The following is a 15,386-nucleotide window of genomic DNA, read 5'->3' as shown; positions in this document are numbered from 1 at the left end:
TTGTCCTTTAATTCTCGCCAACTGCACGCGCAAACGGCATAACAACTGTTTCGGGCTGATCATCCTCTTGCTTTTCGGACCAGATCGCCATCTCGATCTCAAAAAGCTTCTTCAGCGTGCGAAGTGCATCAAAATAGCGTTTCTTTTTGATCTGAGCTTCAACAGTCGCAAGCCCCTCAAGAAGTTCAGTATTTTCAATTGCCATATGGATAGATGCAAGCATTAAGAGAGCTCGCTGAAGACTATCCATTTCCGTCTTAGGATCAATCAGCGCAGTCTGAATATAGAAATACAACTGACGCAGAGGAGTCGTCGTATCTTCTGGCTGCATAACATAAGCTTCGAGAAGAAAACTCGCGTCATTCAAAAGCTTCACCGAAGTCTTCTGTTCAAATGACAGAACAGCACCATTGATGAAGACCTTCTCACCCGCTTTTAAGTGCAAACGCATTGGATATTCCCTCGCTCAACTCAAGCCGTCACGAACAAGCTCGTTGATTTCAATAAGACTATGAAAATCATCGGAGTTTCCCGACCTGATCAAGTCGGCCTGCTTCACGCACCAAATTCCGATTGAAATTAGATCGGCCCTTAACTCGGCAGGAAGCGCGTTTTCAGGATTACCCAGATCGTCGATTAGAATACTCCACAGTCGATGGACTGAAGTTAATGCTTGTGCTGCCTCATTAGAGCTACTTCCAGCATCTTTAGCTGCTTGCAGTTGTGCAACCACCAGTGAAAACAGTTCACGCTCCTGCCCTCTTCTGTCTTCAGAGGAGTCTTCAAGCGTTTCAGCATAAGACATTTGATACATTTAGCACTCCCAGCGTGTTCTAAAAATTTCTCTAAACACCTACAAATACTTCAATATATTCAGGTCTTTGATTTTAGCAGTGATAGCGTAAGTTGCCTCGAGTTGTGTCTGTGCGAGGCTCAGTTCAACAGCTGCCCGGTTTTCATCAACATTTTCCAAGTCGTTGATGCGCACATTCAAAACGTCTCTCTTAGCAATGACGTCAGAATTCGTCCGCTCAACATTCGTTTTAATTGCACCGTTTTGCGCTTCTATAGCAATCGTCTTATCGACACCGCCGTTTAGGCTGTTAACCGCACGATCAGTAATAAACTTCTCAGCTTCAACATTGAGATCTAGTTTTCCGAACACCGCAACAATCGAAAGCCCCTCGGCTAATTCTCCAAAAGCCTTTTCATTTGCGGAACCTGATCCAGTTGTTGTGACGCCATTTTCAATCGTCGAAGTCATTTTTTCATCAGTTGCGGACGACCAGTGGGTTGTCCAGTCAGCACCGAATATGTCTTTAAAAGCTGGACTTTCCAGGAAAGTTTCCCAATCCTTGCCCAATGGATCACCTGAGGCGGGAATAGAAGCAGTCGCAGGATCATCAATTCCATAACCGAAATAGTCGTCAAACACCTTTTCGATCTGCTCTTCAGGCCCTAATGGGACAGGAGCACCTGGTGACTTAAACTGAAAATCAGTAGCCGGAGCAGTCCCGGTGTTAATTCCACCGAAAACAAAAACCCCACTCACATTCGTATTGAGAGAGTTGGTCAGTTTATCTAATTCAGTATAAGCGAGATTGGAGGCAGTTTTTAAGTTGTTCGAGTTGCTTTTCAGCGCAATAAGATCTGATCTGAACGTTGAAGCACTGTTGTGCATATTATCCAACGCGGTATCCATTACGTCCAGTCGCGTGACCAGCTGCCGATTTGTATCCAACTGGCTTTCCAGCTGATAAAACTCAGAGCGAAAAGAAGCAGCAGCTCCTGTCTGCGCACCTAATGTCAGGCCCATATCAGCGTGTTTTTTGGACGCGTTTTCGATAACAGCTTTATCTAACCGCGCTCGTTGATCGATAAGATAGTCAGACAGACGAAGTGAACTTGATAATGTAGAAACTGAATAAACCATACTTATCTTACTGCCCCCAGCAGCTCCTGGAACATTCTATCAACCGCAGTCATCAACCGCGCCGAAGCGGAATAAGCCGTCTCGATCGTCAAAAGGCGCTGCATTTCCGTATCGATGTTAACGCCTGTTTTATTGGACAACATTTGTGCGTTCGAATTGAAAGCAGACGCGTCAAGAGTGGAACTCTCCGTTGCCATTTTTCGTTCAGCACTAAACCAACTTACGGTGTTGGCCGCAAAATCTTTGAGTGTCGAAGTTGGATTAACACCTGATACTGGATCAAAGGTACGTTCCTGATTAAACGCTGTTTCGTAACTCTTCAGGAGGTCAGAATACCCAGCATTATCATCAGTATTATGTTTGTAAGTCGCACCGTTAATTCCGCCATCTCGCAGGAGCTTTACATCTCCGCCTTTCGCTGGGTCGACGGCACTGTTCACCTCTAATCGGCTAACAAGGTCACCTGCACCTACAACAAATGTAAACAGACCATCACCAACCCCTGCAGCAGCTGGCTCGTGTTCCTGGAAGATATCAACGAGTGCTTTTGCAGTTTCATCGAGCTGCGTTTGCATTGTTACAAGCGCATCATCGCGAACTTTCGCATACCCGGCTATTGCTCCGCCACTAACAGGTGCTGTTGCACCTGGGCCTGCGACGGCAATACCATCTACAAGCACATTCTTACCGACCTCTCCCGAACCTAACGAAAGAGAAGTATCAAATGAGACTTCGCGAGGACTTTTCTCAAACAGAGTGATGCCGCTGTCAGTATAGACAGCCACACCATTGTTGTCTTGATCGAGAACTTCGATACCAATCTCTTCAGAAAGCACCTTCAGCATTTCATCGCGCTGATCCATAAGCGCATTCACGTCTTTACCAGCAGCAGATCCCGATACGATCTTATTATTCACCCCTTCGAGATCGGAAAGGATGTTATTAATATTATCGACTGCGCGCCCCATTGCCGCATCGGCTTCAAGACGTGTGCTTTTCAGACTCTCAGCTGACTGCTTAATATCATTGACTACAGCATTTGCAGAATTGATTGCAGACTGACCGAGGACCTGATTTGATGGATCGTTGCCGTACGCAACCAATGCCTCATTCAATGACCCTATGCTCGAAGCCACACTCATACCAAATGGCACTTGTCCAGAAGGATTGAGCTGATCAAGCATATTTGCATATGAGCCAGAAGCGATTGCGGCACTCCCGCTTTTCAACGTCGCCTTAAACGCCGCCTGATTCACCATGCGAGAAGCATGGGAAACGTAAACAACCGAACCTGTGTCGGTTACAATATTCTGAACTACCGCTTCTTGTCGCGCATAGCTTGGATTATTGACATTAGCGACATTGCGGGACGCAATTGCCATCTCAGCTGAGCGAGCTGCGATGGACGATTGCGCCGTAAGCATTGCAGAAGTAAGAGACATATCGGAGCCCCTAGCGCAGGTTGTTCAGTTCTTGCAGTAACTCAGAGCTCGCGTTGAACACTTTTGTGTTCGCGCTGTATGTGCGCTGAGCCTGAACCATCTCAGTCAACTCGGCTGCAAGATCTACGTTAGACCCTTCAACAGCGCCGGAAAACAAAGAACCGAAACCATTGTCACCAGGGAACCCAATAGCAGGATCACCAGATGCATCGGTAGCAGCATAGACGTTACCGCTTTTTGCTTGAAGCCCATCAGGGTTCGAAAAATTAACAATCTGGATTTGGTCAAGGAGTTTTTCTGCACTACTACCGTAAACGCCGAATACACGTCCATCGGATTCAATGCGAATGGTTTGAATAGTTGATGGCTTATATCCGTCAACATCAATTTTATTTGGGCTAGACTTATCGCCAGCGGTCACTGTCTTACTCAAATCAAGTGTAACCACTTCACCGTTCGGCACTTTGAAGACGAAATCCGTTGGCGAGCCCGCAGCTAGATTCCCGTCACCGTCAAACTGCAAAATCACTTCACCAGGAGCTGCTGGTGTCGGAGGAGCAGTCGGATTTATCTTGTTACCGTCTTTATCCGTAGCTTCTACCAGCCACGTTGAGCTAGTAACATCACCAGTCACAGGATCGGTCGCTTGGTCCCGCTTTGTATAAACGACATTAATCTTAACCGCATTACCGTTCTGATCAAACGTCGTAATAGATGTCCGATAGTCACCATCAGGAACACCGGTAGTTGGGATCGCCGCTGGCTCTGGTGTGCTGGATGCCAAATTGACACCTAACTCACCTTGAGTACTCGCTTGCCAAACTGGCGTACTAAGATCAACAGTAACGGGCGCACCGCCCGCTGAGAGCAGCTTATAGCCACCTGAGTTCACCATTTGACCGTTCTTATCAAGAACGAAGTCGCCAGCGCGGGTGTAATATGTACCACCCTGCGAATCTTCTACTTGAAAGAAACCGTTGCCGTTGATCGCGAGATCGGTACCACGGGAGGTGAAGTTGAAGGCGCCTTGTTGGCGGACGGATTGAACAACGGTTGTGTTCACGATGCCGGATTCGTGACCTGAGCCGCCGCCAGAACCGACCAAAGACGAGAATGCGGTTTTGTAGCGTTTGTAGCCTACGGTGTTCGCGTTCGAGATATTGTCTGCGACAGTTGAGAGTTTGTTCGACTGCGCGTTCATACCTGACACGCTGGTATTCATAATTCCGTAGAGGCCCATGGTGTGCTCCTGGCTACATCAATTGCAAAATTAACTCATGGCAGTAAAGCTTGTTAATCTTGTCTGAGCCTGACCCGAAACCTGTTGAATTATTTACAAAATTTTAATGAGTTCGGCGTCCATCGGCCATAACCGGAAGCGACGATATTTTTGATCACACGGCAAACATAACGCTTTTGTGCAGGGTTGTTGTTTGGCCCGGCATGGTACCTGGCGACTGCCATGGTCCAGCTTTTCTCACGCTGCTTCAACTCAGAGAGGAATCTTGCTGCATAAGCAACATTTTGCGAGGGATCGAGCATTGCCCGGAGATCAGAGAACTTATTGAGATGGTAGTAGATGTTGATCTGCATACAGCCAACATCAATCAGCTTTACACCCCGATTTCGCGATCTCTTAATTGCGGCTAGAGCTTCTGTTGCGCTGTCAGCGAAGTAAGCTTTGCCTGCAATATTGAGAGCGTAGGGGTGTAGAGAGTTCTTGCGGCCTGTTTCTGTCAGACCAACCGCATAAAGGATGCCGAGCGGCACGTTGTATTGCTGTGCTGCTTCCTGCATCTGACGCTCACACAGGCGTATGGCTTTTTTCTTTCCAGCCGCCTGCGCAGAGAATGCTATCAAACTACAAATAGATGCCGCTGCGAATATCTTGAGCGTCCGCTTCATTCTGCCCTACCCCGGCATGATCCGCATGTGGTTGGTCTTCCCAGCTTTGCTGAGTATCACTTCCGTTGCCATCTCCCTCAGAGTTCTCTCCCCGACCGAACCGCTCCTGATTTTGCCCAGGTTGGCGCATTTGGTCAGATACTTCTTCTTTGAAGTTGACGGTGATATTTTGTGTCTCCGTGCGATAACCAGCATCTTGCAGAACACGTACTAATGCCTGTCGATCACCCTTCAGCATATCCGCTGCTTCCCGAGTGTTCGTGACAAGTGAAATTTCCAACTCACCACCGCGCATTTGAATATTTGCGCGAACAGCACCAAGATTGTCCGGGCGCAGCTGGATCTCGAGCGATTTAACGGGCTTTGCCGCTTTTGCATCAGCAGCTTGAGCTGCCAACTCCTGAGCTGTATTTGCTGCAGATGCCGCCTGAGAGAGTTGCTTGGACAAAGCACTGGCGACCTGTTGCGCAGGACGTCCCAACTCAGCAGGTGGAAGGTGCGTCTCAAGACTCACCACTTTAACTTCACCACCCACTGCAGGCTTACCGGCAGTTTGGCTTGCAGAGGCATCTGGTTGCGATTTGCCTTGCTTTAGCAGGAAATCAGCCGATAGCTGCTTAGCTCCGGGTGCGTTTCCTTCTGTCTGAGGCAAATTGATTGCACCACTGCCCTCGAGCTTTGGACCAGCATTAGCAGACTTAAGGCTGCCTACTTTTGAGGCACCCTGCCCCTGAGCAGTTCCGCTCGTTTTCGCGGTACCCGATTTTGCATCGGCTTCGCCATTCAAGGCCTTCAACTCTTTTGAGCTTAACGCATTCAAGACCTGCGCCATCGTCCCATCTCGACTGGTGACGGTAGAGCCGGTCATATTAGCCAGACCGGTCATTGAACTCATCTGCAATCCAGCTTTTTGCTCAGCTGTCATTGCTGCATTGACGACAAGTTGCTTAGCCAACAACTCATCTGTAAGCAATTCTGCAGCGCTTGAAACCTTTTGAGCGGCTGCGGCCTCACCTTTCGCAACAGCATCATCAGCTCCGGCGGAATCAGACGATCCTGCACCAGCCTTTTTCAAAAGGTTTTTGAGAGATTCTGAAGCTTCAGACTCGCCATTATCAGACTTGGTCTCTGTTGATGCAGATTCTGTTTCTTTTTTCTCGTTAGAAGCATCTTTGCGATCCGGGATCTTTTTGTCATCCCGAACTTTATCGATGACCTTATCAAACCCGTTCGCGCGATCGTCTTTTTCGGAACGAGCGGTATCTTTACGAGTATCTACAGTGTCTTTAACAGGAGCACTACGATCTACATTCGGAAGAGTTGCATTCATCAAAACTCGGCCTCTTTCAGTGCTTCATCGGCATCGTTTAGTGCGCTTTTAAATGGGACTAACGCTTCTGTGTCGTAAAGCTTCTCTTCCAGTCCAACATGTGGAACGTAAGGGACATACTCGGAGGCAGCAGGCGTTTCAGGTTGTGGCCACTCCCGAATAGTATTTGCCATAGCGATTGCAGCAGCCTGGATCAATTGGTTACCCGCACTTAAATCTGCAGCCTTTACCTCAACCAAACCGGAGATTGCCTGTTCCCATTCTTCACCAGAAGCTTTGGAAGCAGAAAGATAAAGCTTGGCTTCGCTCACACGCTCTGCATCATCTGAATTCAGCTCAAGAAATGCGGCGCTACCTTTAACTGCAAAAGCGGTATTCCCACTGATCAAAGCAGCTTTGGCGAGGCGAAGGAGAAGGATGCTTTGAGATTCCTCGTCAAACTCCGATACCAGTTGGAACACGCGGTCCCACTCATCTTCTTGCTTCAGGTAATCAGACCCGCTGATCACATCAGCGACCGTGTCCCGAAATTCAGAAGCGAATACTGAGGAGCTATATTGGAACAGATACCGACGAGACAGTCTCTCGAACTTTTCTGTATCACCCAGCTCTGCAACCATTGGCGCTTGCCTGCGCAATGCGCTCTCTTCCACAAGCGTCCCAGGCATCATCAAGCGCGCAAGATCAAAGTAACGTTGTGCGCCTGCCGGGTCATTATTGGAAATCAAGATCGCCTGCGCCAGAGCCACCTGACCTGCAACAGCTACCGGAAGCGTTATTGGATCGACCTTTAACAACAAGTTCAACGCCATTTGGCGATTGCCTTGCGAATAGGCCATGGCGCCGGCAAACAGGTTTGGATCACCTGTGAACTTTACACCCTGAACCGCAAGCTCCTGAAAAACCGATCCAGATCCGCCACTGAGCATAAATGAAACAGCAGCACGCGAGTTTTTCTCCAACTTCCAAATCTCAGGATCCAGCCGAAGGAACCGACGACCAATCACAATGAGAGAAGGTTGCAGCAAGTTGTAAGCTTCCAGATTCCCCTTAATGATCTCATCTTGAAGAATCTGCAGCTCCAGAACCATAAGATCAGGATCCGCTGTCGACACCATCTGGGCTGATGCTGGCTGAAGGTTCATCGCAACAGGACTTGCGGCTAAAATCAGCGCAGTGGTCAGTAGTCCAGATCTCAGGAGCGAAGTTCCAGCTTTTCTTGCAGCGCTAACCAGCATCAAGCCTTCCCTTTCATCAGCATAATTTCAATGCGGCGGTTCTGAGGAGCGTATGGCTCTTCGACATCCTTCAGACGGCGGTCTGCGTAGCCTTCAATGCCTACGATACGGTTTTCATCCAAGCCACCCCGAGTGAGCATGAAATAAGCCATGTGGGCACGAGCCGTTGACAGGCGCCAGTTGTCATTGCGCTTGGATTTGAATGGCCGCGCATCTGTATGGCCGCGAATGACGATCTCACCGTTCTCTTCTTCAAGAACCTTCGCAATCTGCTCCATCGCCTTAACAACATCCGGATGAGGCTCAGAGGACCCGACAGCGAACATTCCAAAGTCGTCATTGTCCATAATGCGGATCAGAACGCCATCTTGAGAATGTGTGAATTCAATGCTCGCTCCGGTTTTCATTCCTTCAAGTGCTTCACCAACGGAGTTCGCCAGAGAGACGAGCTGTTTATTGCCTTCGTCGTCCTCATCATCACCAGATTCGGACTTCTGAGATGGCTCTATAGGCTTTGCGGCAGGCATTACTGCAACAGCTTCAAGCTTGGCATCAGCCGGTTCAACTGACTCTGTAACAAGATCAGGCTGCTTTATATCAACCTTCATGCTGGCGTTTTTCTGAATTTCCTCAGCGTCCTCGATCAGTGTCGGAACTTCCTGTTCTGCATCGTCAGCGGCAGCTGTTCCTGCTTTCACTTCAGCGAAAACAAGGCGCGTCATCACAGCATCTTCGCCATCTGCGTCTGCCTGACTCTGAGCAAGCTGCTTCAGAATTTCTCCCTCGGCAAAACTCTCACCTTTACCGTCTGGAGCATCACCGATTACTATCACAGAGTTCTCAGCGGACGCCTCACCCGAAACAGCCGGAAGGTTCTTACCTCCACGCGCCAGTTCGGAGGCTTCTTCCAAGACTTTGATTTGCTCTGCGGTCAACTCATTCGCCGGAATACCTTCTTCTTTTTCATGAAGGATCGGAATTTGAGCGAGCAAAGGAGCATTTCCTGGCAGTTCATCTTCTTGCCAACCAGAGGGATCGAACGGATCGCGGAAACTGGTTCCGTCAGCCAAACCTTGTCCATCAGGATCACGGTTAGGAAGTGCAAAGAGAACTGGGGTCTTCGCCATCTTGAGCGACCCTAAACCACCCGTACCAGGCGAGCCGTCTGTCTCAACAGTCGATTCTGCTTCTGCAGCGAGCGCGGCAAGGATAGCATAAGGGTTATCAAAAAGCTGCGCTTCGCTGTACCGGGCATCACGCTCATAATCACGACTAACGGCATTAATTGGCTTAACACCACCATCTTCAGCGTTTGCTCCAGCTAGCTTAGAATTCTCACCCGTCTCCCGATCAGAGACCGGTTCAGGTTTCTCTGCACCACCACCTGACGTTGGACCCTTTTTCTCCGTACCGCCAGCACCTATAGGCTTGCCATCATCGACACCTTCATCACTATCAGTGATCGACGGTGTCTCTTCAGGGTCTCGAATACCTTTTGGGCTTGCAGTAGAATCTACTAGTTTGATCGGATTGAAGTAGCTTGCAATACCGCGCTGAGAAGCCTCATCAGATGCATTGACCAACCACATGAGAAGGAAGAATGCCATCATCGCCGTTGCAAAATCTGCATAGGCAATCTTCCAAACACCTGACTTATGTATGGTGATCATGTCGCTGTTACGCCTGCGAACGATAATCAGTTCTTGTGGTTCCAACGCCATGGCTACTACTCTCCCAGCGTACTGCGAAGCTCCTCGCACCATTCCGTTAGGCCGGTGGAAAGTGCCATGTCAGACACCTTCACCACGAGATCAGTGCTGGAGTTTTCAGAAAATTTTATTGTGTTTGAAAGTTCGCCAGTTTTTTTGCCGAACAAATCAAATAAATGTTCGGGCCCAGTTATCTCAAGCACGACTTCAGGCGTTTCAGAGAGTTGTCGACGTACGACCTGCACCAATGAGGTTACGGCACGATCCCTCGCACTCTCTTCGATAAACGGAACCAGAATCTCAGAGACCGCCTTAGACAGTCTGTCTTCAATTTCCACGAGAGAATGCTGAAAAGCTTCTTTTAACTTCTCACCCTCCCCCTCTTTGAATGCTTTTTCTCGCTCAGCCAGCTCAACTTCTAATTCTTCACGCATCTTCTTGACGCGCTCATCTGCACCCGACTTGGCAGCCTCTTCCCCTTCTGAGAACCCATTTTCATAAGCCTCGAAGACGCGGTTAACCCAGTCGCCACCTTCGCCATACCCCTTCGGAAGCATGGAAATCACTTCCTGCATATCCTGAAGGTCTTTGGTGGTAACTCCTGTATCTGTCGTAAAGTCTGCTAGATAGTCGTTGATGCCGCGCGTCATCCAGCACGCTCCTGATCATACATCCACTGCTTCAAGATGATTGCCGCCTGCATGTCATCCATTTCAACGGCACGCTCAAGCTTACGCAGATTATCACGATTCACAACGGTCGCATCAACGCCTTCACCAGACATCCCGTCCCCGTTTGTGTAATCTGGCAACTGGCCATCTTCGCCTTCAATTTCACCATCCCGAACAGCGTTGGAGTTAGCACCAACGGGCAAACCTTCTTCAACTTCTTCAGGCTTCGGAATAAGGAAGGCAACGGCTGGACGCAGACCGAACCAGATAATCATCAGCGTAACAATAAGGATTGCACCAGCGTTAACCACTGACCCCATATTACGTATCAATACGTCCTGCCAGGTCCGCTCTGGAATAGCAGCAAGCTGTTCACCAGCGAGAACAAAGTTCACGGCGGAAACAGAAACCTTATCGCCGCGCGCAACATCAACACCGGCTGCCGTTGCGATAATTTCTTCGATCTGCTCGACCTTCTCGGTCAGATCTGCTTCGGCACCATCAACAACAGCATCGCCTTTTTGCCCTTCGACACGACGTGCTAATTCTTCAACAAGACGATCACGATTAACCAGCACAGCAATACTCATGCGATCAATACGATAATCATCAAAGATGGTTTCGACTGTGCGTGATGAAATTTCGTAGTTCGTGAGCTCCTCACGACGTTCATTCTCTTCAGAGGAGCGCTCACCGGATTGCGACGACACAGCTTCTTCAGGAAGGTTCTGCTCTACAGTGGTCGGATTTTCAAGACTTGCGTTTTGAGCGCTCGCATTTTCACGCACAACACGGAAAGATCGCTCAACACGTGTCTCAGGATCATATGAGGTTTCAGAGACACGTTGATTGTCTGTATTCACAGAGGCAGAAACACTGACTTCAAAGTTATTTACACCGAGATAAGGCGCCAAAGCCTGGCGGATCGCATTTTCCTTGCGTGAGGCCAAGTCAGCCTCCAACATCGCCTTACGACCAGTAGACGCACTCTGCGCATCTTCACCTGCTGCAAGAAGCTGACCCTCAGTATCAAGAACCGTTACCGCTTCAGCAGTAAGACCTGGAACGGCAGCGGCAACAAGATAACGAATAGATTGCGCAACTGAATTCGTCTGAACACCCTCGGTGCGAATAAGAACAGATGCTGTTGGCTTTTGATTTTCACGTCGGAAGGTTGCTTTTTCCGGAAGAACCAAATGTACACGAGCAGCTTTAACGCCTTGCATACTTTGGATTGAGCGAGCAACTTCACCTTCAAGCGCACGGACTTTGGTCACGCTCTGCATGAAGGACGTCAGCCCCAGGGAACCCATCTCATCAAAGAGCTCGTAACCTGCACCTGATCCGCGCGGCAGACCCTTTTCCGCCAGCAGCATACGAGCACGAGCCGTTGCGCCGACGCTGACTGAAATCGACGTACCATCTGCGTTCACATCAAACGGAACACCGCTGGCCTGCAACGCCATGCCGATCTGAGTGACATCGTCCCTCTCCAGATTAGCGTAGAGAATTTCCTGCTCCGGACGGGACAAGAGATATGCTGCTGCGCCAATCGCAACAAACGTAAATAACCCAATAAAAGCGAGCACCATCAGGCGCTTTGCACCTAACTCGGCCAGATTACCATAGATTTTTTCGGCGTTTTCACGAGCTGCCATTGCGACCTCTGCAGGTGTATCAATGGCGCTACCTTCGCTTTTCAACCTTGCGCGAACGTGATCAGGATTTACATTGGGCGAAAATCCACGGTTTCTCCGAGGCAATACAAGCTATTTCGGAGAAAACTAAGAGTATCAGGTATATACATCCGTGTGCGTAATACGCTGGATGCTCGGCAAGCCATGCACAGACAGACCACAGCCCTGCCCCTTTAAGCGCTTACTCACACGATCAGCCGTCGCATTGATTGCTACAATCGTATTTGCACCGCACTCGATTTGACGAAGCTGCCCTTCCTGCTCAAAAAGCACATCCCGCGCCAGCGCAACAACAGAACTCCAGAAACGCTCATTGCCCCGCAATGCAAACGTTAGGCCTTCGAGCTTCTGCTCAGATGTGAGCACAGAAAGGTCGACTTGACCTACTTCCTGATCTCCCAGTCTGGAGATATTTAACTGACTACTTAACATCAAGCACCGCACAACTCAAAACAACCAACACGAGACAAAGCTTAAGAAAGCTTATCTCAAATACTGGTATATTTTATCGAACTTGCGTTAACCTGACTTATTATAATTTTATCTAAATTTTTATCATAATTACAAGTAAAGGCCCCGGCGATTAACCGGGGCCTTAAAGCTTCTAAGGTTCTCAGAGTTGTCCGACTTAACGGAACAGGCTGAGGATGTTCTGGGAACCAGAGTTGGCGATAGACAGAGCCTGAATACCGAGCTGTTGCTGGGTCTGAAGAGCCTGCAGACGAGTGGATTCTGCATTCATGTCCGCATCAACGAGCTGACCGATACCGCGATCAATCGCATCAGACAGGTTGCTTGCAAATTCTTTCTGCATGTCAACACGTGACTTGGCAGAACCGAGCTCAGTTGCCGCATCAGTGATCGCAGACAGCTGACCGTCAACAACGTCGATGTAAGCAGCAAGGATACCATTATCTACTGCATTGTTACCAAGCGTAGAGATATCGAGGTCCAGGAAGGACTCAGAACCACCAGTTAGAGCCGTAAGTCGAGTATTTACTGCACCAGCAACGGTTTTAGCAGCAGCGGCATCAAAGCCACCTTGAGTACCTGCACCCGTACCCTCAGGAAGACCTTCAAAAGTCTTTTCAATTGCCGCTTCAATTGCCTTTCGCGTGATACCGTCCACTGGAGCAGGGGCAGGCCCTACCGCCGGTGTCAGCTTTACTGACAGAGAATCGATATCACCAGTAGTAATAGTAATATCAGTGGCACTTGTTGGATCCACGCCCCCGCCCATCAGGTCCGAAGTAAGAATACCAGTGTTTGTACCGGTAGAACGAGTATCAACAAGAACGGTCGTACGAGTGTCGACAACGATGTTCTCGATCTGCGTGTTACCAGCTGCATCACGTGTAAAGGAACCGGCAATCTCTTTGTTCAGAGCATCAGCGCCCATGTCCTGCTGCAGCCAGTTTTCACCGGAGAATGTTGCAGAAGATGCAATGGTTTCAAGCTGCTTTTGAAGTTGCTCAATATCCGCCTGGATTTTTTCACGATCAACAGTACCGTTGGTGGCCGCTGTCAGTTTGTCTTTGATCTGGCTAACGATCTCAACGGTCTGATCCATAGCAGTGAACGCTACATCAACAGTCGCAGCACCAAGACCCAAGGAATCTTTTACAGCTGAGAGTGCTGAGTTATCAGACTTCATGGTTGTTGCGATGGACCAGTAAGCCGCATTGTCAGAGGCATCAGCAACACGCATACCGGTAGAAATGCGGTTCTGAGTGGTTGCCATGCTGTCGTTGATACCACGAAGAGTGGTCAACGCTACCATTGCGGAGGAATTGGTTAAAAGAGAAGACATATTGTTTGTCCCTTAATAAGAAGAATTGGGACATTCCGGATTAAACTCCCGGAGTCACAGAATTGCATCATGCACTTTGAATATCAAAGCCTGTAACGGTTCGTAAGACTTACACGCGAAACTTACGTCAAACTGATTAAATGTAAGATTTTACGAAATACACGCAAAATTATATCGATTATTAGAACCCCAGCCTTGAGCGAGCACAAATCAACGCAGTTAAGAAAATTTAACTCGATCTGAAGATCGTATGCATAAACATGATATTTACATAAAACAAAAAAAGGCCCCGGTGATTAACCGGGGCCTTAAAGCTTCTAAGGTTCTCAGAGTTGCCCGACTTAACGGAACAGGCTGAGGATGTTCTGGGAACCAGAGTTAGCGATAGACAGAGCCTGAATACCGAGCTGCTGCTGGGTCTGAAGAGCCTGCAGACGAGTGGATTCAGCATTCATGTCCGCATCAACGAGCTGACCGATACCGCGATCAATCGCATCAGACAGGTTGCTCGCAAACTCTTTCTGCATGTCAACACGTGACTTAGCAGAACCGAGCTCAGTTGCCGCATCAGTGATCGCAGACAGCTGACCATCAACAACATCGATGTAAGCAGCAAGAATACCGTTATCTACTGCATTGTTACCGAGCGTAGAGATATCCAAGTCTAAGAAGGAAATTGGGGCAACGCCGGCACCAGCTGCTGCACCAGAAAGCGTCTCGAGCCTAGCAGTGACATTCGCCGCCAAAGTGTCTGTACCGGCGGGAGTAAGCGGGGCAGTCGCATCGAAGGTTGCTTTGTCTGCATCAGAAAGCCCATCATAGTACTTCAGGATTGCAGCTTCAGTAGCCTTACTAATGATACCATCATCACCACCTGCGGCAGTAACTTGCAGCGTATCAATATCTGTACCAGTACCATAAGCAACAGTTGCAACACCACCTGCCAAGTTTTCTGTCAGGATACCGGTGTTATCACCAGCAGTACTCGCACGCGTATCAACAAGAACAGTTGTACGAGTATCGACAACGATGTTCTCGATCTGCGTATTGCCGTTTGCATCACGCGTGAAAGAACCGGCGATCTCTTTGTTGAGAGCGTCGGCTGCCATATCCTGCTGCAGCCAGTTTTCACCGGAGAAAGTTGCAGAAGAAGCGATGGTTTCAAGCTGCTTTTGAAGCTGCTCAACGTCCGCCTGGATCTTTTCACGATCAACAGTACCGTTGGTCGCTGCTGTCAGCTTGTCTTTAATCTGGCTAACGATCTCAACGGTCTGATCCATGGCAGTGAACGCTACATCAACAGTCGCAGCACCAAGACCCAAGGAATCTTTTACAGCTGAGAGAGCTGAGTTGTCAGACTTCATGGTTGTTGCGATGGACCAGTAAGCCGCATTGTCAGAGGCATCAGCAACACGCATACCGGTAGAAATGCGGTTCTGAGTGGTTGCCATGCTGTCGTTGATACCACGAAGAGTGGTCAACGCTACCATTGCGGAGGAATTGGTTAAAAGAGAAGACATTTGTTTGTCCCTTAATAAGAAGAAATGGGACATTCCGGATCAAATTGCCGGAGTTACAGAGTTGCATCATGCACTTTGAAGGTCAAAGCCTGTAACAGAAGCTAACGATGACTCACTAGCCTTACGCCAAA

Annotated in this window: 14 protein-coding genes; all 14 read right to left on the bottom strand. The window is 48.9% G+C overall.

The window, feature by feature from the left end:
* Positions 1-7: 7 nt before the first annotated feature.
* Positions 8-451: a flagellar biosynthesis repressor FlbT gene (gene flbT, locus PsAD26_RS13145; RefSeq protein WP_063288347.1), complete on the bottom strand. Its 444-nt coding sequence runs from the start codon at positions 449-451 to the stop codon at positions 8-10.
* A 15-nt stretch (positions 452-466) separates the two neighbouring features.
* The gene (flaF, locus tag PsAD26_RS13140) at positions 467-814 is read right to left on the bottom strand and encodes a flagellar biosynthesis regulator FlaF (RefSeq protein WP_063288346.1); all 348 of its coding nucleotides are present in this window, start codon (positions 812-814) and stop codon (positions 467-469) included.
* 39 nt (positions 815-853) lie between these two features.
* Positions 854-1,933, bottom strand: coding sequence for a flagellar hook-associated family protein (locus tag PsAD26_RS13135; RefSeq protein ID WP_082830665.1), 1,080 nt, complete (start codon positions 1,931-1,933; stop codon positions 854-856).
* 2 nt (positions 1,934-1,935) lie between these two features.
* A complete protein-coding gene (flgK, locus tag PsAD26_RS13130; protein WP_063310794.1) occupies positions 1,936-3,375 on the bottom strand; it encodes a flagellar hook-associated protein FlgK in 1,440 nt (479 codons plus the stop codon).
* A 10-nt stretch (positions 3,376-3,385) separates the two neighbouring features.
* Positions 3,386-4,615, bottom strand: coding sequence for a flagellar hook protein FlgE (locus PsAD26_RS13125; RefSeq protein ID WP_063310793.1), 1,230 nt, complete (start codon positions 4,613-4,615; stop codon positions 3,386-3,388).
* Between the two features lie 89 nt (positions 4,616-4,704).
* Positions 4,705-5,280: a transglycosylase SLT domain-containing protein gene (locus PsAD26_RS13120; protein ID WP_063310792.1), complete on the bottom strand. Its 576-nt coding sequence runs from the start codon at positions 5,278-5,280 to the stop codon at positions 4,705-4,707.
* Positions 5,237-6,610, bottom strand: a complete 1,374-nt coding sequence (locus PsAD26_RS13115) for a flagellar hook-length control protein FliK (RefSeq protein ID WP_063310791.1) — start codon at positions 6,608-6,610, stop codon at positions 5,237-5,239. Before PsAD26_RS13115 ends, PsAD26_RS13120 begins: the two co-directional genes overlap by 44 nt.
* The gene (locus tag PsAD26_RS13110; protein ID WP_063310790.1) at positions 6,610-7,848 is read right to left on the bottom strand and encodes a hypothetical protein; all 1,239 of its coding nucleotides are present in this window, start codon (positions 7,846-7,848) and stop codon (positions 6,610-6,612) included. Before PsAD26_RS13110 ends, PsAD26_RS13115 begins: the two co-directional genes overlap by 1 nt.
* Positions 7,848-9,569 (bottom strand): flagellar motor protein MotB, encoded by a 1,722-nt coding sequence (locus PsAD26_RS13105; protein WP_063310789.1) that lies wholly within the window; start codon positions 9,567-9,569, stop codon positions 7,848-7,850. Before PsAD26_RS13105 ends, PsAD26_RS13110 begins: the two co-directional genes overlap by 1 nt.
* A 5-nt stretch (positions 9,570-9,574) precedes the next feature.
* Entirely contained in the window at positions 9,575-10,207 is a 633-nt protein-coding gene (locus PsAD26_RS13100; RefSeq protein ID WP_063310788.1) for a hypothetical protein, read from the bottom strand.
* The gene (gene fliF / locus PsAD26_RS13095) at positions 10,204-11,886 is read right to left on the bottom strand and encodes a flagellar basal-body MS-ring/collar protein FliF (RefSeq protein ID WP_063310787.1); all 1,683 of its coding nucleotides are present in this window, start codon (positions 11,884-11,886) and stop codon (positions 10,204-10,206) included. The genes PsAD26_RS13100 and fliF overlap by 4 nt, the downstream gene beginning before the upstream one ends.
* Positions 11,887-12,021: 135 nt before the next feature.
* Positions 12,022-12,357: a hypothetical protein gene (locus PsAD26_RS13090; RefSeq protein WP_063310786.1), complete on the bottom strand. Its 336-nt coding sequence runs from the start codon at positions 12,355-12,357 to the stop codon at positions 12,022-12,024.
* A gap of 196 nt (positions 12,358-12,553) precedes the next feature.
* The gene (locus tag PsAD26_RS13085) at positions 12,554-13,735 is read right to left on the bottom strand and encodes a flagellin (protein ID WP_063310785.1); all 1,182 of its coding nucleotides are present in this window, start codon (positions 13,733-13,735) and stop codon (positions 12,554-12,556) included.
* Positions 13,736-14,076: 341 nt separating this feature from the next.
* Entirely contained in the window at positions 14,077-15,255 is a 1,179-nt protein-coding gene (locus PsAD26_RS13080) for a flagellin (RefSeq protein WP_063310784.1), read from the bottom strand.
* Between the last annotated feature and the right edge of the window lie 131 nt (positions 15,256-15,386).

The sequence above is a fragment of the Pseudovibrio sp. Ad26 genome, from assembly GCF_001623285.1.
GTDB classification, from domain to species: domain Bacteria; phylum Pseudomonadota; class Alphaproteobacteria; order Rhizobiales; family Stappiaceae; genus Pseudovibrio; species Pseudovibrio ascidiaceicola.
The sequence above is the reverse complement of the archived record's forward strand: the minus strand, read 5'-3'. Positions and strand labels throughout refer to the sequence as shown.